A 14,451-nucleotide genomic window follows, 5' to 3' on the forward strand; every position below is an offset into this window, starting at 1 on the left:
AATTTTACTATCAAAGGCGTTATTCATGACCATAGCTGATCGCTGGCTGTTGCCCGATGGTGTCGAAGAGCTGTTGCCCGAACAGGCAGAACAGGTCGAGGCCCTACGTCGAAAATTATTAGATTTATACCACACCTGGGGTTACGAGCTGGTAATGCCGCCACTGCTAGAGTTTACCGACTCCTTATTAGTGGGCCTAGGCAAAGACGTAGACCTGCAAACCTTTAAAGTGGTGGACCAACTCAGCGGTCGCACCATGGGCATACGCCCCGATATGACCACCCAAATTGCCCGCATCGATGCCCATTGCCTTAAGCGCGATGGTGCAGTGCGCCTTTGTTATGCCGGCAGTGTATTACACACCCGCCCCAAAACACTGATGGCCTCACGCTCGCCCATACAATTAGGGGCAGAGCTCTATGGCGATAGCAGCATAGACAGCGATATAGAAATTATCAGCCTAATGCTAGAGACCCTGCGCGCCAGCGGTATAGCAAACATCACCTTGGATTTAGGTCACGTTAGCATCTACCGCGCGCTACTGGCCGAGGCTGGCCTAGAGGAAGAGGCCAAGCAAGCCTTGTTTGATGCCTTGCAGCGCAAGTCAGGCACAGAAATTAACGCCCTGATCGCCGCTCATGTCTGCCAGCCACAAGTGGCCAGCATGATGCAGGCGCTAACTCAGCTTAACGGTGGCCGTGAAGTGTTAAGCGAAGCCGCCACTGTGTTGGCTGCTGCCGGCGAGCAAGTACAGCTGGCACTGGCCGAGCTGGGTAAAGTGGCTGATAGCATCGCCGCCAGAATGCCCGATGTGAACATTTATTTTGATTTAAGTGAGCTGCGTGGCTACCACTACCACACCGGATTAGTGTTTGCCGCTCTGGCGCCAGGCTTGGGCCAGGCGGTTGCCAACGGTGGCCGCTACGATGATGTGGGCAAGGTTTTTGGCCGCGCCCGTCCGGCAACTGGTTTTAGTACCGACCTAAAAGCGCTGCTGCAATTATTACCAGCGACCGCAGCGCAAAGCCATAAAGCAATAGCAGCACCCAATAGCGATGATCTTGCCCTATGGCAGGCCATACAGCAGTTGCGTGCCCAAGGTGAGCGCGTGCTGCAAACCTTATCCGAGCAAACCGCGGTTGCAGCCTGTGACCGTCAATTAGTGTTAGAGCAGGGTACATGGGTTGTAAAGCCGCTATAGTGCTGCGCAACTGCCTGTGAATTTGAAAACTTGAGTAATGAGCATGAGTAAAAACGTAGTTGTACTAGGTACCCAGTGGGGTGACGAAGGCAAGGGCAAAATCGTTGATTTGCTAACCGATCAAGCGCAGGCCGTGGCCCGCTTTCAAGGTGGTCATAATGCTGGCCATACCTTGGTAATAGGCGGCGAAAAAACCGTATTGCACTTAATCCCCTCCGGTATTTTGCGCGAAAACGTTATCTGTTTAATAGGTAACGGCGTGGTGGTTTGCCCCACCGCTCTGCTAAAAGAGATTGCCGAGCTGGAAGAGAAAAACGTACCCGTGCGTGAGCGCCTGCGTTTAAGCCCTGCTTGCCCATTGATTTTGCCTACCCATATTGCCTTGGATCAAGCCCGTGAAATCGCCAAGGGCGAAGAAAAAATCGGCACCACTGGTCGCGGCATAGGCCCCGCCTATGAAGATAAAGTGGCCAGACGCGGCATACGCTTAGGCGATTTAAAACACCCCGAGCGTTTTGCTAAGAAATTAAAAGAAGTGATGGAATACCATAACTTCCAGCTTACCCAATACTATAAAACCGACGCCATTGATTATCAGCAAGTGCATGACGAAACCATGAAAATGGCCGAGCAAATTGTACCCATGATAGACGACGTTAACGGCATTTTGCACGACTACCGCGAAGCCGGTAAAAACATTATGTTTGAAGGTGCGCAGGGCTCACTGCTGGATATAGATCACGGTACTTACCCCTTTGTAACCTCATCCAACACCACGGCCGGTGGTACCGCTACGGGCAGTGGTTTTGGCCCGCTGTATTTAGATTATGTGTTAGGTATTACCAAGGCTTACACCACCCGTGTTGGCTCTGGCCCTTTCCCCACCGAGTTATTTGATGATGTAGGCAGGCACTTAGCCGAAAAAGGCCATGAGTTTGGTGCCACCACTGGCCGCGCTCGTCGCTGTGGTTGGTTTGATGCTATGGCCTTGCGCCAAGCTGTGCGCGTTAACAGTGTTTCTGGTCTATGCCTGACTAAGCTAGATGTGTTAGATGGTTTAGAGACGATTAAAATTTGTGTGGCCTATAACGATGCCGATGGCAACCCTGCACCAGCGCCTGTGGATAGCGATGATTACGCCAAGCTGGTGCCTGTGTATGAGGAAGTTGCCGGTTGGACGGAATCTACTTTAGGTGCCCAGAGCTTAGACGCTTTACCGGCAGCAGCTCGCGCTTATATCAAGCGTATAGAGGAGGTGGTAGGTGCACCTATAGATATTATTTCTACCGGCCCGGACCGGGTAGAAACCATCGTATTGCGTCACGCTTTTGATTAAGCCTTAGCGTAATTGATTGTAAAAAAAGCCCCGCAATGCGGGGCTTTTTTTTAAGGCTAAGTTTTAGACTTAGATTCTTAGCTTTGTGCTTAATAGCTAGACAAATCGCTATCGCTTATTACCCGGTTGCGGCCGCTGTGCTTGGCCTTGTACATGTACTTATCGCCGCGGTCTAGTAATGTCTCGGCGTTCTCCTGCGGACGATGCTGAGTCACCCCTGCCGAGATGGTAAGGCGGCCAATAATCTGGCCGTTTCTGCCAGTAGATAGCTGCTTAGCGGATATGGCTTTGCGTAGATGGTCGGCAACTTTAACCGCACTTTTTAAGTTGGTGTTAGGTAATATAACCGTGAACTCTTCGCCACCATAACGCGCTAAAAAATCACTGCTGCGCAGGTTTTTCTTCATAATAGAGGCAGCCAGTTTTAGGACTTTGTCCCCGGTATTATGGCCAAAACTATCGTTGATGGTTTTGAAATGGTCTAAATCTATCATGATCAGCGACAGGTCGCTGTGCTGGTTTTGGGCCTCAGCTATGGCGTTGCGCAAGCGCTCATCTAAACCGCGTCTATTACTAACGCCGGTTAAACTGTCGGTGACAGCTTCGCTGCCAGCCTGTTCTAAATCTTTACGCAGCTGTTTTACTTCGTTGTTTAGCGAGCCCAGCACTGAGTTAATATCGTTGCTGGCGTCTGCCATGCTCTTAGCTTCTTGGGTGAGGTCGGTAATAATGTCTTTGATTTCGCTGATGCTGGGGTCGCTGTTGAGCTTTTGGGTGCATTTTTCTAAGGCTTGGCAAAAGCTGCCGTGGTTACTGCTCCAGTTAGAGATTTGGCTAATAACAACATTGAGCAGGTGGCTAAAGGCCAGCCGGGCTGCATCGAAGTCTTTTTGCTCGTTACTCACAAAATATTTTTTTAACAGCTTATGACAAATTTCTTCGCTAATCGCCGTTTGCTGGGCCATTAGCGCATCAATTTCCTCATTAAGCTCAGTATTACTGGTGCAGGTGTACTCGTACCATACCTTGTAGTTTTCGGGGATGGGGTGCAGCTTGTGTTTTTTAAGGTGCTCTAGGGTGGTGTTGAGAAAACTCTGCATTTGGTAGTGGTTATACATGCTGGCGTTAGCCTTACTCGCTGCTGGGGAATAAAGCTAATGATAGCTTATAACGAATGTGGATTTTGCTGCATGGCGCAAATATTTTCTTTTTATATCGCCATGCGTGCTGGTGAAAAAATAGGCTACATTATCAGCGGTCTGGGGGTTATTCACAGGCAGCCCGTGACTCTGTTACAATTGGCCGCTTTTCTGAGCCCCCCTGATCATAGTGTTTGGGGCCACACTATCGAGGGTTATCCTCGGTGCTTATTGAGAGAAGCAATTATGACTGATGCAGTCGTCGCCGTAGTTATGGGGTCGCGCAGTGACTGGGAAACCATGTCTGCAGCCTGTGAAATGTTAGATACCTTTGGTGTGTCTTATACCGTTGATGTGGTATCGGCTCACCGCACGCCTGAAAAACTATTTTCTTTTGCCAATGGCGCTAAAGATAACGGCCTAAAAGTGATTATTGCCGGTGCCGGTGGCGCCGCTCATTTGCCGGGCATGATAGCGGCCAGCACCGCATTGCCGGTATTAGGCGTACCCGTGCAAAGCAAGGCCTTAAACGGTATGGACAGCTTATTGTCTATTGCGCAAATGCCCAAAGGCGTTGCGGTAGGTACCTTGGCTATAGGTGCCAGCGGTGCGGCCAATGCCGGGCTATTAGCCTCGCAAATTATTGCCTTGGGTGATGCTGATGTGGCGGCTAAAATCGATGCCTTCCGCCAGCAGCAAACCGATACTGTATTAGCCAACGCCGATCCGCGTTTACCTGCATAAATAGAGTTTTAAGATGAAGTCACTGCTGATATTAGGCCACGGCCAACTGGGTTTAATGATGGCTGCCGAAGCCGCTCGTTTAGGCTTAGTGGTTGATAGGCTAGATATGCAAACCGGTGAGTTGCTGCGTGGTACTACCGCACAACGGCTAAACATAGATGCTGATGCGTTAATCGCCAGCTACGATGTGATTACCGCCGAAATAGAGCATCTGCCCCATAGCGAGTGGTTGGATCGTATTTATGCTTCCGATAAGTGGGCTAACCGCCTAGCTTTTGAGTTGCTGCCCAACCGTTTTAGCCAAAAAACCTTACTGGATCAGCTACAGGTGCCCACCGCGCCTTGGTGCTTATTGGCAGAGCGTGCAGATGTGGCGCAAGCTCATCAGCAATTAGGTGATGCCCTAATCGTTAAGTCCACTACCGGTGGCTATGATGGCAAAGGCCAGTGGCGGGTTAACCCCGATAACGGCGAGCAATTACCCGAAGCTATGTTTGGGCAATTAATTGCCGAGCAAAAAATCCCCTTTCAGCGCGAAGTGTCAGTGATTGGTGCTAGAGATGCCAGCGGCCACTGTTACTTTTTGCCCATGGCTGAAAACGTACACAAAGAAGGCATCTTGCGTTATAGCCTGGCCAATATAGCAGTGGATGAGGCACTGCAGCAGCAGGCCGAAGCAGCTTTAGCCAGCATACTGGGGCATCTAAACTTTGTGGGTATTATGGCCATGGAGTGTTTTGTCACCGAGCAGGGCTTATTAGTCAATGAGCTGGCCCCGCGGGTACACAACACTGGTCACTGGACTCAAATGGGTGCGGTGACCAACCAGTTCGCCATGCAGGTATTACCTTTAGTTGGTTTGCCCCTGCCGCAAAGCCAAAGTTGCAGGGCAACATTAATGCTGAATTTAATTGGCTGCGAATTTTCCCCCGCCTGTATCAGCCTGCCCGGAGTAAGCTACCACTGGTATGGCAAAGAGGTGCGTCCTGGCCGCAAGCTGGGCCATATCAATATTGATGCCACTTGCTCTGCCGCCTTGAAAAAAGCGGTAAGCGTACTCAGCCCCCATCTTGATGAGGAGCATAGAGGCCTGCTGGCCGAAGCGGTAGAGCTGCACAGGCAGCGCAGCATTAACGAGTAAGCACTAAGGCCGGTAACACCGGCCTTTTTTATGGAATTAGTTATTGCCAAATTAACTGTATTTATATACAGTTATTGGCGTTTTTATAAAAGAATAAATACCGCGTTTTATTGACGACTAACTATAAACATAGAAGGTGAGCTTATGGCCGTTGTGGCAATGTGGAAATGTGACCGGGATGACAGTATGTTTGATAACAAAAAAGACGCCGATGCCTACGATAAAATGCTGGAGCTGGCCGAAAGCTTTACCCAGTTTTTAGAAAAGCATGCCGCAGGTATTAGCGAGCAAGATGCTGAAACCATAGGCCTATTACTATCCAAAAACAAAGAGCAATTAATTGCTGCTTGTAAAGGCAAGCCTGAGGTACTGCTCAGCTTAGGTGAGGGTGACAGTGAGGCTGATAGCAACGTAACCGAGTTGTCGGCTGCCGGCTAAGTTTTCGCCGTCTAATATATTGTTGAAAAATGCCGGGCTTGCACCGGCATTTTCGTTTTTACTAATCATTAAAGGCGGACTGTGCTTAAATACGCTTTTATTTATCCCAAGGCTAATTTGCAACACTATGGATGCACAAGCTCAGCAACGTCGGCAAGAAATTCAAAAAGTCACCCTTATAGGCGCAGTGTTAGATGCCGTGCTGGGTGTGGCTAAAGTCATAGTCGGTGTGTTGGCTAACTCTCATGCCTTGATAGCCGATGGCATACACTCTTTTTCAGATTTGCTCACCGATGCCATGGTGATAGTGGTGGCCAAGTTTTCACACCACGGCCCCGATGAAGATCACCCCTATGGCCACGGCCGCTTTGAAACCTTTGCTACCGTAGTCTTGGGCGCGCTATTGATAGCAGTGGCTGGCGCTATGGCTTACGACAGTATTTATAGGTTGCTCTATAGCGAGCAATTACCAGTGCCTGCTTGGCCGGCTTTAGTCGTGGCGGGGCTGTCCATTGTTAGTAAAGAGTGGATATATCGTTATACCAAAGCCGTGGGCGAAAAATATAATTCCAAAATGCTTATTGCCAATGCCTGGCACAGCCGCAGCGATGCTATCTCCTCCATAGTGGTTTTGGTGGGCGTGGCTGGCGCCATGCTGGGTATTAGTTGGTTGGATAGTGTCGCCGCCTTAGTGGTGGCCATTATGATAGCCAAAATAGGTTGGGACTTAGCCTGGGAGAGTGTACAGGAGCTAGTAGACACCGCCTTATCGGCTGAAGAAGTGGCCGAGATGAAAGATATAATTATGCAAATTGAAGGTGTGGTAGGCGTGCATGAGCTGCGCAGTCGCAAAATGGGTGCCGATGCCTTGCTGGATATACATATACAAGTGGGCTCTAAAGTCAGCGTATCCGAGGGCCATAATATAGGCGTGTGGGTTACCGATAGCTTGTTAAAAAATGTCAAGAGTATTACCGATGTCACCTTTCATATAGACCCAGAAGACGACGACAACGACGACACCCGCATAGAGGGCAAGGTGGTGTTGTTACCCCTGCGCGGTGATGTAATGGCCGCCCTTAATGAAACCTGGGATGGCATAGCCTACACCGAAAATATTAAAAAAATTAATCTGCACTACCTGCGCGACAGCGTACAGGCAGAGGTGTTTATGCCCGCCGAGGTGTTAACTGATCAGGGCTTTGATAGGGTAGAGTTTCAAGAAAGCCTGCAACAAGGTACTGGGCATTTACCCTGGCTTAGCCATGTGAGTGTGTGGTTTGGCTAGGGCTTAATCTTGCGACAGTCGTTTTGCGAGTCGCTCTATAGATGTGCTGATTTCCTTTTTTCTAGGGCGCTAAAACCAAATCGAATAGGGCGGGGCAGTGGCTTTACTCTCGCAGTGATACTTTTGGCTGGTTCATTGGCTTATGTTAAAAATAGCCCTGCATTTTGGGTAGTCTGTGCATCCCCAGAACTTACTGCCTATATGAGCGCCTTTTTTAGCGGTTCTTATTACCATATCAGAACCACACTTGGGGCAGGGGTTAGCGGTATTTTTTACGCTGATAATGTCTTTAACGTGGTTCACATGTTCACGATTAGTTTTTAGGCCTGGCTTGAGTCGACCGTGCGCTATGGCCATGATGGCTGCTTGTACTTGTTGCTGGCTCAAGGTTTCAGTGTTTTTGGACTTGATATATTTAATGCAGCCTCCTGCATAAGTGACATTGCTAGGCATTGCTGTTTTAAAGCTGCTGTCGCCAATAAATACCACGATTGAAAAAATACTGTCAGTAGGAATGTTTAAAAGATGGTCTAGAGCTTTTAGGTGTTTATAGTTTTGATGAATCGGGTTTTGAAACTTATATGAACGCTTATATATTTTCTGAGTCCATTGTTTTTTTATAGGCAGAGCCGAATATCCAGCCTTTCATGTTTTTTGTTTCTATAACAAAGACACCGTATTTTGAAATCAAAAGATGGTCAATTTGCGTGCTTCCATCCTCCGAAGCTAAGGTGACATTGTTAAAAAGATGATATTTATTTTTGGATAAAAAGAGCTTAAGCAATAAGTTGATCTGTAACTCGCCAAAAAGGCCTTTAAACCACGGCGACTGTAATATCCCCGCTGTTATTGCCAGTGGGATGAGGTACCACAGCGTACTGAATAATTGCTGAGTTATTGGCGTGATCTCCATATCTGCCTAGCTCTTACTACTTAGTCTTTATTCATCTTTGCCAAAGTCCGTAAGGTCACCAAGGGCTTAGAGTGAAACTCGCGGTGATAGAGCACCGCCACAACCAGCGCGGTAGCGCCCACAAATAACCACTGGCTGATAAACCAGGGGAATATGGCCATGGCAAAATAATAGGCACGCAAACCGTAGTTATAAGTGTGGCTGGCTTGGTCTATCATTTTGGCGGTATAGCGTGCGTATTGATTGCGCTGTTTTTGCGAGCTGCCTTCATCTTTACGTAGTGGCGCGGCGCCCATCAGTACGCTAGAAAAACCAAACTGGCGCATGGCCCAGGTAAAAGTAAAAAAGGCGTATACAAAAATACAGCACAGCACCATCACGCGCAGCTGTATTTCGGACTCGCTAGTTTTTTCAAAAAAAGGTATCTCAGTCAGCAGTAGGTTAATAGTGCCGATATTGGGGATAACTGCCAATAAACCCGCCAGCACCAGTATGGTGGTGGAGGCAAAAAAACTTACCTGCCGTTCAATATTGGAAATTAATGCCGCATCAGCCACCAAAGCTTCGCGGTTTAATAATGCCTTCATCCAGTTTACCCGGTGATCGTGTAATACCGACGATAAGCTATGGGTACGCTTAGCCATATAGTGGGCAAAATAGCTGTAGCCCACCCAGCATAATAAAAACCAGCCCAAGCTTAGGGCGTTACTCCAATGGAAGGTTTGTAAAAAAGCTAAAGTCATTTTGCACCCTGTGGTTGTGTGGCGTTAGTGTATCAGGTTCATTTAGTATGCCAATAGACTGTTAAATCTTTATGAATAGGGCGAGAGGAAAGTATCAAAAATAATCTTTTAGCGGGTCTACCCCTAATTGTTTTTCGCCTGAGGCCAGTGAGCCTATAAATAAAGAAAATAATTCTGGCTGCGAGCTAATATCCAGCTTTTGATACAGGTGGCGTCTGTGTACCTTTACGGTTTCCATAGATATTTGTAATTTGTTGGCCATGGCCTTAGTGGAGTAGCCATGCAGTATGTGCTGGGCAATTTCACATTCCCTGGCGGTAAGCACGCTGCTGCCAAAGTGAGTAAATGCCGAGGCAATATTTTGATGAAAACCGGGTTTGCCCTGGGGTTGTGGTTGGGCGCTAAAGTGCTGTGCTATTACGCTAGTTACCCAAGGGGCGATGATGTGCAGTATCTCTGCCTGCTCGTCACTAAAAGGGGTTTTGCTGGCCAGCGACAGCGAAGCGGTTTGCTGCTGTGGCAGTTGCACTAGGTAATTAAACTCATCCACTAATTGGCAGTGCTGATAATAATTAAAATAATATTCACTCTTATGAAATAAGTCAGGCACTACCTCACTCAAACGATACAGCTTAGTGGCGCAGCCGTTACAACTGGCTTGGTAAAACGGGTCTAGCAAATAAGCCCCTTCATAATAATTAGCTAAGCTGGCGGCTGGCGCCCAGGGGCCATCGTTATCGGGCAGGTAAACCGTGCTGGGTGCACTATTATGGGGGTAGATGATAAGCACCGGCGCATCGACTGCCACCAAAAAGCCTATGGCATCTAGCAATTGTTTGCCCCACTGGGCGCTGCCTATAGCCTGGGTGGTGTTGGCTATATGTTGATACCATTGGGGGCTGCAGAGCTGGTCGCGTATCAGTTGGCTCATGGTCTGGGGCTCGTAGGGTGATAGCGGCATGATAGCACTGGCCTATGGCTGCACTAAAGCCTGGGATGTCACCCTAAGGGGTTATACCCGCGGGCTGGCCCTGGCTTTACATTGTCTGGCTACTGGTTATAGCGCGCCGCCTCGCTTTAGATGTTGAGTTTAATAATGAAGAATAATACCGCTGAGTTTGATACTGCCAAGGCCATTACTGCTGCCATAGTCTTTAGCTTTATCGGCAATGCCGTATTTATGGGTATGCCTATGCTGGTAGGGGCGCTATCCGATAATTTGGGCTTTACTGAGCAGCAGGTGGGCTGGCTGGCCTCAGCAGATTTAGGCGGTATGTGTGCCTCTTCCATACTGACTTCACTGCTGGTGGCTAGGGTTAATCGCCGCTATTTAGTGGCGTTGGGGGTGGTGATAGCGGTATTGGCTAACTATGCCGCTAGCCTGTTTCACGATTTTGAGAGTTTGGTTTCATTGCGGGTGTTGGCGGGCTTTGGCAGTGGTATTTGTTATGCCACCGGGGTGGCCAGCTTGGCGGGTAGCCATAACACCGGCCGCAATTTCAGTATTTTAATGTTTGCCTTGGTGGCAATTAATGCCCTAGAGCTCTATTCCTTCCCTATATTGTCGGCGCACTGGGGGGTGAATGGCATATTCCTGGCTTTTGCTGGCTCCTTTATATTGGCGCTGTGCTTTATTGGGTGGTTACCGGCACGTGCTGCCGAGCAATCTTTGGCTGCGGTGGGCGATAAGCAAGGCCCAGTGGTGCCGGTTTATTTGCCTTGGCTATGCCTATTAGCGGTAGCTTGTTTTTATATCACCATAGGTTCTTATTGGTCGTTTATAGAGCGGGCGGGGGTAGATGCTGGCTTGAGTGATAGTTTTATCGCCAATGTGTTAACCGCAGGTACGGTGTGCACCTTATTAGGCTGTTTTGCCGCTACTGCCCTAAGCACTAGGCTGGGGCAATCCAAGCCCTTAATTGCAGCGTTGTTGGGTATGACGCTAACACTGCTAATGTTAGCTACAGGGATAAATGCGCTAAGTTATATAGCTGGCACCATGTTGTTTAATTTTATGTGGCTGTTTACCGATATCTACCAATTGGGCACTTTGAGTAATATCGATCACAGTGGTCGCTATGTGGCCTTAGTGCCTGCCGCGCAAGGCTTTGCCCAAACCTTAGGCCCCAGTATGGCGGGGGGCATGTTGGCCGCCAATATGGGCTACGGTTCGGTGATGATCATGGGAGCTTTGGGGAGTTTCGCCGCATTTATACTGTATTTGTTGGTGTATTCCATCTTAAAACGCTCTGCTCCTGCTATTGCCAATGCGCAGTAATAGACTGCTTTTAGCGGTTTAAATAAACGCTGTATAAGTTTTGAGCTGCCTGTGATGGCGTGTGTTAATTTTGTTTAGCTCGCACAGTTATTTCTAATTACCTCATAGCGAGTTTCTAAGCTAAGATAGAAACAACAGCTTTCTATACTATTATTAGCCATTTTTATAGGGATAGAGTGGCTCATTGATTGAGCACCTCCAGTACATTCCATATGTCGAAATCAGATTCTGTCTATGTTGATTGTTTAAGCCATGCCCTGCGTGCTTTACGTTTGTCGGTGCCCCTAAGCATTGCTGAGTTATCTGGGTTTATTGATGTGGCTGAAGTTAAAATTAAAGACTTTGAGAAGGGTAAAGACTCTCTTAGTGAGGATGAAGTAAAAAGAATGAGCCGCTTTTTGGAGTCGCAACGTCATAGCAAACTACCTACCAGTAATAATGAAAATCATGAGCTATTACAAAAAAGAATTGTTAAACAAAACGAGGCTATGCGTTTTTTATCCAAACATGATGCTATTAACCAAGGCGATCTCAAAAATGCCATAGAGCTAATCTGTGAAACTGCAGCCAAAACCATGCAAAACGAATTTACCGGAGTGTGGTTGTTAAATGATAAGCGGGATTTTTTAGAGGCTATAGATGAGTATGTGCTCAGTAGAAATAGCCATGAGCCAGAGGATCATTACAACAAAGATCAATTCCCTGAGTGGTTTAAAAGCTTTAATGGCCAGCGCAATGTAATTACAGACTCCACGATTAACAACTACGAAGATGATGAGTTTGACGAAGAGCGCGAGAAGTGGGGCATAGAAGCTACCATAGAGACCAATATTTTTTTTGAAGGTGAAATCGTTGGAATTATAGCCAATGAAGATAATAAGCCTAGGCAATGGCATGGTGATGAAATTAGCTTTCATACCCAGCTGTCCGATTTGGTTTCACGGGTGCTTACAAATAAGAAAAGCCGAGAGTTAAGCCAGCAATTAAATGATCAGCGCGAAAGAGTCAGTAAGCAGCAGCATCTGGTCATGGATATTATTCGCCACCCTGCGGTGGTGGCTGGCGATATAGATAAGGCCTTTGATTATATTTGTATTAACGTATCTCGTTTATTGCAAAGCAGTGTCTCTATAGGTTTGATAGATAAAGCAAGCAATGTTTTAGTTACGCGATCTGCCTATGATCATAATGGCCAGGGTTTATTGCCGAAAAAACAGTGCTATGACCTGCCATTAGCTGATGTGCCCGTGTATAAAAATGCGTTAATAAATGATCGATTTATTACCGCCAGCAATGTTAATGATGACCCGCGCTATGCTGAATTGGCCCATATAGAAATGATAGATAAAAATATTATTTCCTCAGTAGATGCCGGTGTGCGTGAGGGCGGTGAGTTAGTTGGCGTGTTAACGGTGGACTCCTATGTGCAAAAATCTTGGCATAGTGATGAGCAAACTTTTATTGGCGAAGTAACAGAGCAAATTTCACAGTGTTTGGCTAATCAAAAAAGTCGTCAGGCCGAGCATCAGTTGTACCGCCTATCCCGCGCGGTAGAAAGCTCAACTTCGGCATTGGTAGTGGTAAACGATGCCTTGGCCGTGATTTATGGCAATAGCAAGGCGCAGGAGCTGTTGGATAGGCAGGGTGTAAGTTTAGTAGGGTTAAGTTTACGCGATATTGCCGTGTCTAAAGACTCTGCTTCTGAACATTTTCACCTATTAAACGCGATTGCTAAAAAGAAAAACTGGCGCGGTGAATTAGAGTTAATGAGCAAGGACGGTGAAAGCAGGTGGTTATTAGCCACGCTATCGCCTATGAACAGCAAGGCCGATACAGTTAATGAGTTTGTGTTGGTCTGTGATGATGTTAGCGAGTTGAAGGCCGCCCATAAAGAAATGGAGCGCATGGCTTTTTATGACTCTTTAACAGGCTTGGTTAATCGCCGCCTTTATAAAGAGCGTTTATCACAAAGTATATTGTCAGCTCAGCGCTATCAAACAGAGTTGGCGGTACTGTTTTTAGACTTGGATAGATTTAAGTTAATTAACGATACCCTGGGGCATGAGGTGGGTGATCAACTATTAAAAGAGGTGGCGAGCTGCTTAGAGTCTTGTGTGGGTGAGGGCGATACCGTCGCCAGATTAGGTGGCGACGAGTTTACCATATTGCTGAATGATGTGGCCGGTAGAGATGCAGTCATAGAAACCGCCAAAAAAATTATTGCGGCGGTGCGCTCGCCTATAGTTATAGGGCAAGAAACCATTAGCGTCACCACTAGCATAGGCATTAGCCTGTTTCCCGAAAATTGTGAGGAAGGCTCGCAGTTAATGAAAATGGCTGACATGGCCATGTATAACGCTAAAACCAAAGGTAGAAACTCCTTTGATTTTTACCACAAAAATTTAGATATATTCAGCAAAGAGCGCTTGGGTTTAGAGCATGACTTGAGGCAGGCTTTAGACAATAAAGAATTTATTATTCACTACCAGCCTATTATTAATTCTAAAACCCAGCGTATTACCTCGGTAGAGGCCTTAATACGCTGGCAGCATCCTAGCAAGGGCCTAATTCAGCCCTTAGATTTTATCCCTATAGCCGAAGACATAGGCATTATTAATGATATTGGTGCCTGGGTATTGCTAAAGGCCTGTACTGATTTAAAAGCAATGCAGCAATTACAGCCGCAACTGAAAATGTCGGTTAATTTGGCGGCCAGTCAGTTTAATGCGGTAAATTTTGTAGAGAAAATTGCTGAGGCTTTATTGGCTGCCGAGGTCTCGGGTGAATCGCTGATTTTAGAAATTACCGAAAGCATGTTGATACAGGATATAGAACACTCCGTAGAAGTGCTGCACAATATCCGCGCGCAGGGGGTGTCTATATCTATAGATGATTTTGGTACGGGTTATTCATCGCTGGGTTATTTAAAGCGCCTGCCTATAGATAATATAAAAATAGATAAAACCTTTGTTGAGCATATACACACCGATAAGCATGACTGTGATTTAACCACAGCAGTTATCGATATGGCCCATAGCTTAAAGCTTAATGTAATCGCCGAAGGGGTAGAGCAACAGGCGCAGGAAGATATATTAAGCCAGCACGGCTGTGAATATTATCAGGGCTTTTTGTATGCTCACCCCTGCGGTGTTGATGATATGAATAGCTTGCTACAAGGCCGCATAGAGGGTGAGCTAAGTATCAACCCTGGCAATGTCAGCAATTTGTAA

At 47.2% G+C, this 14,451-nt stretch carries 13 protein-coding genes; 8 read left to right on the plus strand and 5 right to left on the minus strand.

Annotated features, from left to right (window positions below):
• Positions 1 to 25: 25 nt before the first annotated feature.
• Together NO559_RS10105 and NO559_RS10110 are read left to right on the plus strand one after the other, a co-directional pair.
• Entirely contained in the window at positions 26 to 1,201 is a 1,176-nt protein-coding gene (locus tag NO559_RS10105; protein ID WP_258331704.1) for an ATP phosphoribosyltransferase regulatory subunit, read from the plus strand.
• A 43-nt stretch (positions 1,202 to 1,244) separates the two neighbouring features.
• Complete coding sequence (locus NO559_RS10110) at positions 1,245 to 2,537, plus strand: adenylosuccinate synthase (RefSeq protein ID WP_258331705.1); 1,293 nt, start codon at positions 1,245 to 1,247, stop codon at positions 2,535 to 2,537.
• A gap of 89 nt (positions 2,538 to 2,626) precedes the next feature.
• Here the strand turns inward: NO559_RS10110 and NO559_RS10115 are convergent, their stop codons facing one another.
• Entirely contained in the window at positions 2,627 to 3,655 is a 1,029-nt protein-coding gene (locus tag NO559_RS10115) for a GGDEF domain-containing protein (RefSeq protein ID WP_258331706.1), read from the minus strand.
• Between the two features lie 267 nt (positions 3,656 to 3,922).
• Here NO559_RS10115 and purE point away from each other — a divergent pair, with 267 nt between their 5' ends.
• The 4 genes from purE (at position 3,923) to NO559_RS10135 (ending at position 7,287) form a co-directional block, all read left to right on the plus strand.
• Positions 3,923 to 4,420 (plus strand): 5-(carboxyamino)imidazole ribonucleotide mutase, encoded by a 498-nt coding sequence (gene purE, locus NO559_RS10120; RefSeq protein WP_258331707.1) that lies wholly within the window; start codon positions 3,923 to 3,925, stop codon positions 4,418 to 4,420.
• 13 nt (positions 4,421 to 4,433) lie between these two features.
• A complete protein-coding gene (locus NO559_RS10125) occupies positions 4,434 to 5,561 on the plus strand; it encodes an ATP-grasp domain-containing protein (protein WP_258331708.1) in 1,128 nt (375 codons plus the stop codon).
• A gap of 144 nt (positions 5,562 to 5,705) precedes the next feature.
• Complete coding sequence (locus NO559_RS10130) at positions 5,706 to 5,999, plus strand: YebG family protein (protein WP_258331709.1); 294 nt, start codon at positions 5,706 to 5,708, stop codon at positions 5,997 to 5,999.
• Positions 6,000 to 6,126: 127 nt separating this feature from the next.
• Positions 6,127 to 7,287 carry a cation diffusion facilitator family transporter gene (locus NO559_RS10135; RefSeq protein ID WP_258331710.1) on the plus strand — a complete coding sequence of 387 codons (1,161 nt, stop codon included), beginning with the start codon at positions 6,127 to 6,129 and terminating at the stop codon, positions 7,285 to 7,287.
• Positions 7,288 to 7,419: 132 nt separating this feature from the next.
• Here the strand turns inward: NO559_RS10135 and NO559_RS17035 are convergent, their stop codons facing one another.
• From NO559_RS17035 to NO559_RS10155, 4 genes are all read right to left on the minus strand, one after another.
• The gene (locus tag NO559_RS17035) at positions 7,420 to 7,914 is read right to left on the minus strand and encodes a topoisomerase DNA-binding C4 zinc finger domain-containing protein (RefSeq protein WP_375542738.1); all 495 of its coding nucleotides are present in this window, start codon (positions 7,912 to 7,914) and stop codon (positions 7,420 to 7,422) included.
• Positions 7,877 to 8,200, minus strand: a complete 324-nt coding sequence (locus tag NO559_RS10145; RefSeq protein WP_258331711.1) for a nuclease-related domain-containing protein — start codon at positions 8,198 to 8,200, stop codon at positions 7,877 to 7,879. The genes NO559_RS17035 and NO559_RS10145 overlap by 38 nt, the downstream gene beginning before the upstream one ends.
• A gap of 20 nt (positions 8,201 to 8,220) precedes the next feature.
• Positions 8,221 to 8,943 (minus strand): DUF599 domain-containing protein, encoded by a 723-nt coding sequence (locus NO559_RS10150; protein WP_258331712.1) that lies wholly within the window; start codon positions 8,941 to 8,943, stop codon positions 8,221 to 8,223.
• 94 nt (positions 8,944 to 9,037) lie between these two features.
• A complete protein-coding gene (locus tag NO559_RS10155; protein WP_258331713.1) occupies positions 9,038 to 9,874 on the minus strand; it encodes a helix-turn-helix transcriptional regulator in 837 nt (278 codons plus the stop codon).
• A gap of 165 nt (positions 9,875 to 10,039) precedes the next feature.
• On the opposite strand from NO559_RS10155, the gene NO559_RS10160 reads away from it, so the two are divergent.
• Together NO559_RS10160 and NO559_RS10165 are read left to right on the plus strand one after the other, a co-directional pair.
• Positions 10,040 to 11,221: an MFS transporter gene (locus NO559_RS10160; protein ID WP_258331714.1), complete on the plus strand. Its 1,182-nt coding sequence runs from the start codon at positions 10,040 to 10,042 to the stop codon at positions 11,219 to 11,221.
• A gap of 212 nt (positions 11,222 to 11,433) precedes the next feature.
• The gene (locus NO559_RS10165; RefSeq protein ID WP_258331715.1) at positions 11,434 to 14,451 is read left to right on the plus strand and encodes an EAL domain-containing protein; all 3,018 of its coding nucleotides are present in this window, start codon (positions 11,434 to 11,436) and stop codon (positions 14,449 to 14,451) included.

It is taken from the genome of Dasania sp. GY-MA-18 (assembly GCF_024734385.1).
GTDB classification, from domain to species: Bacteria; Pseudomonadota; Gammaproteobacteria; order Pseudomonadales; family Dasaniaceae; genus Dasania; species Dasania phycosphaerae.

Bases quoted from the DNA above. Each gene is read 5' to 3' on its own strand.
- NO559_RS10105 (WP_258331704.1), top strand. From the start codon at position 26: ATGACCATAGCTGATCGCTGGCTGTTGCCCGATGGTGTCGAAGAGCTG.
- NO559_RS10110 (WP_258331705.1), top strand. From the start codon at position 1,245: ATGAGTAAAAACGTAGTTGTACTAGGTACCCAGTGGGGTGACGAAGGC.
- NO559_RS10115 (WP_258331706.1), bottom strand. From the start codon at position 3,655: ATGTATAACCACTACCAAATGCAGAGTTTTCTCAACACCACCCTAGAG.
- purE (WP_258331707.1), top strand. From the start codon at position 3,923: ATGACTGATGCAGTCGTCGCCGTAGTTATGGGGTCGCGCAGTGACTGG.
- NO559_RS10125 (WP_258331708.1), top strand. From the start codon at position 4,434: ATGAAGTCACTGCTGATATTAGGCCACGGCCAACTGGGTTTAATGATG.
- NO559_RS10130 (WP_258331709.1), top strand. From the start codon at position 5,706: ATGGCCGTTGTGGCAATGTGGAAATGTGACCGGGATGACAGTATGTTT.
- NO559_RS10135 (WP_258331710.1), top strand. From the start codon at position 6,127: ATGGATGCACAAGCTCAGCAACGTCGGCAAGAAATTCAAAAAGTCACC.
- NO559_RS10145 (WP_258331711.1), bottom strand. From the start codon at position 8,200: ATGGAGATCACGCCAATAACTCAGCAATTATTCAGTACGCTGTGGTAC.
- NO559_RS10150 (WP_258331712.1), bottom strand. From the start codon at position 8,943: ATGACTTTAGCTTTTTTACAAACCTTCCATTGGAGTAACGCCCTAAGC.
- NO559_RS10155 (WP_258331713.1), bottom strand. From the start codon at position 9,874: ATGAGCCAACTGATACGCGACCAGCTCTGCAGCCCCCAATGGTATCAA.
- NO559_RS10160 (WP_258331714.1), top strand. From the start codon at position 10,040: ATGAAGAATAATACCGCTGAGTTTGATACTGCCAAGGCCATTACTGCT.
- NO559_RS10165 (WP_258331715.1), top strand. From the start codon at position 11,434: ATGTCGAAATCAGATTCTGTCTATGTTGATTGTTTAAGCCATGCCCTG.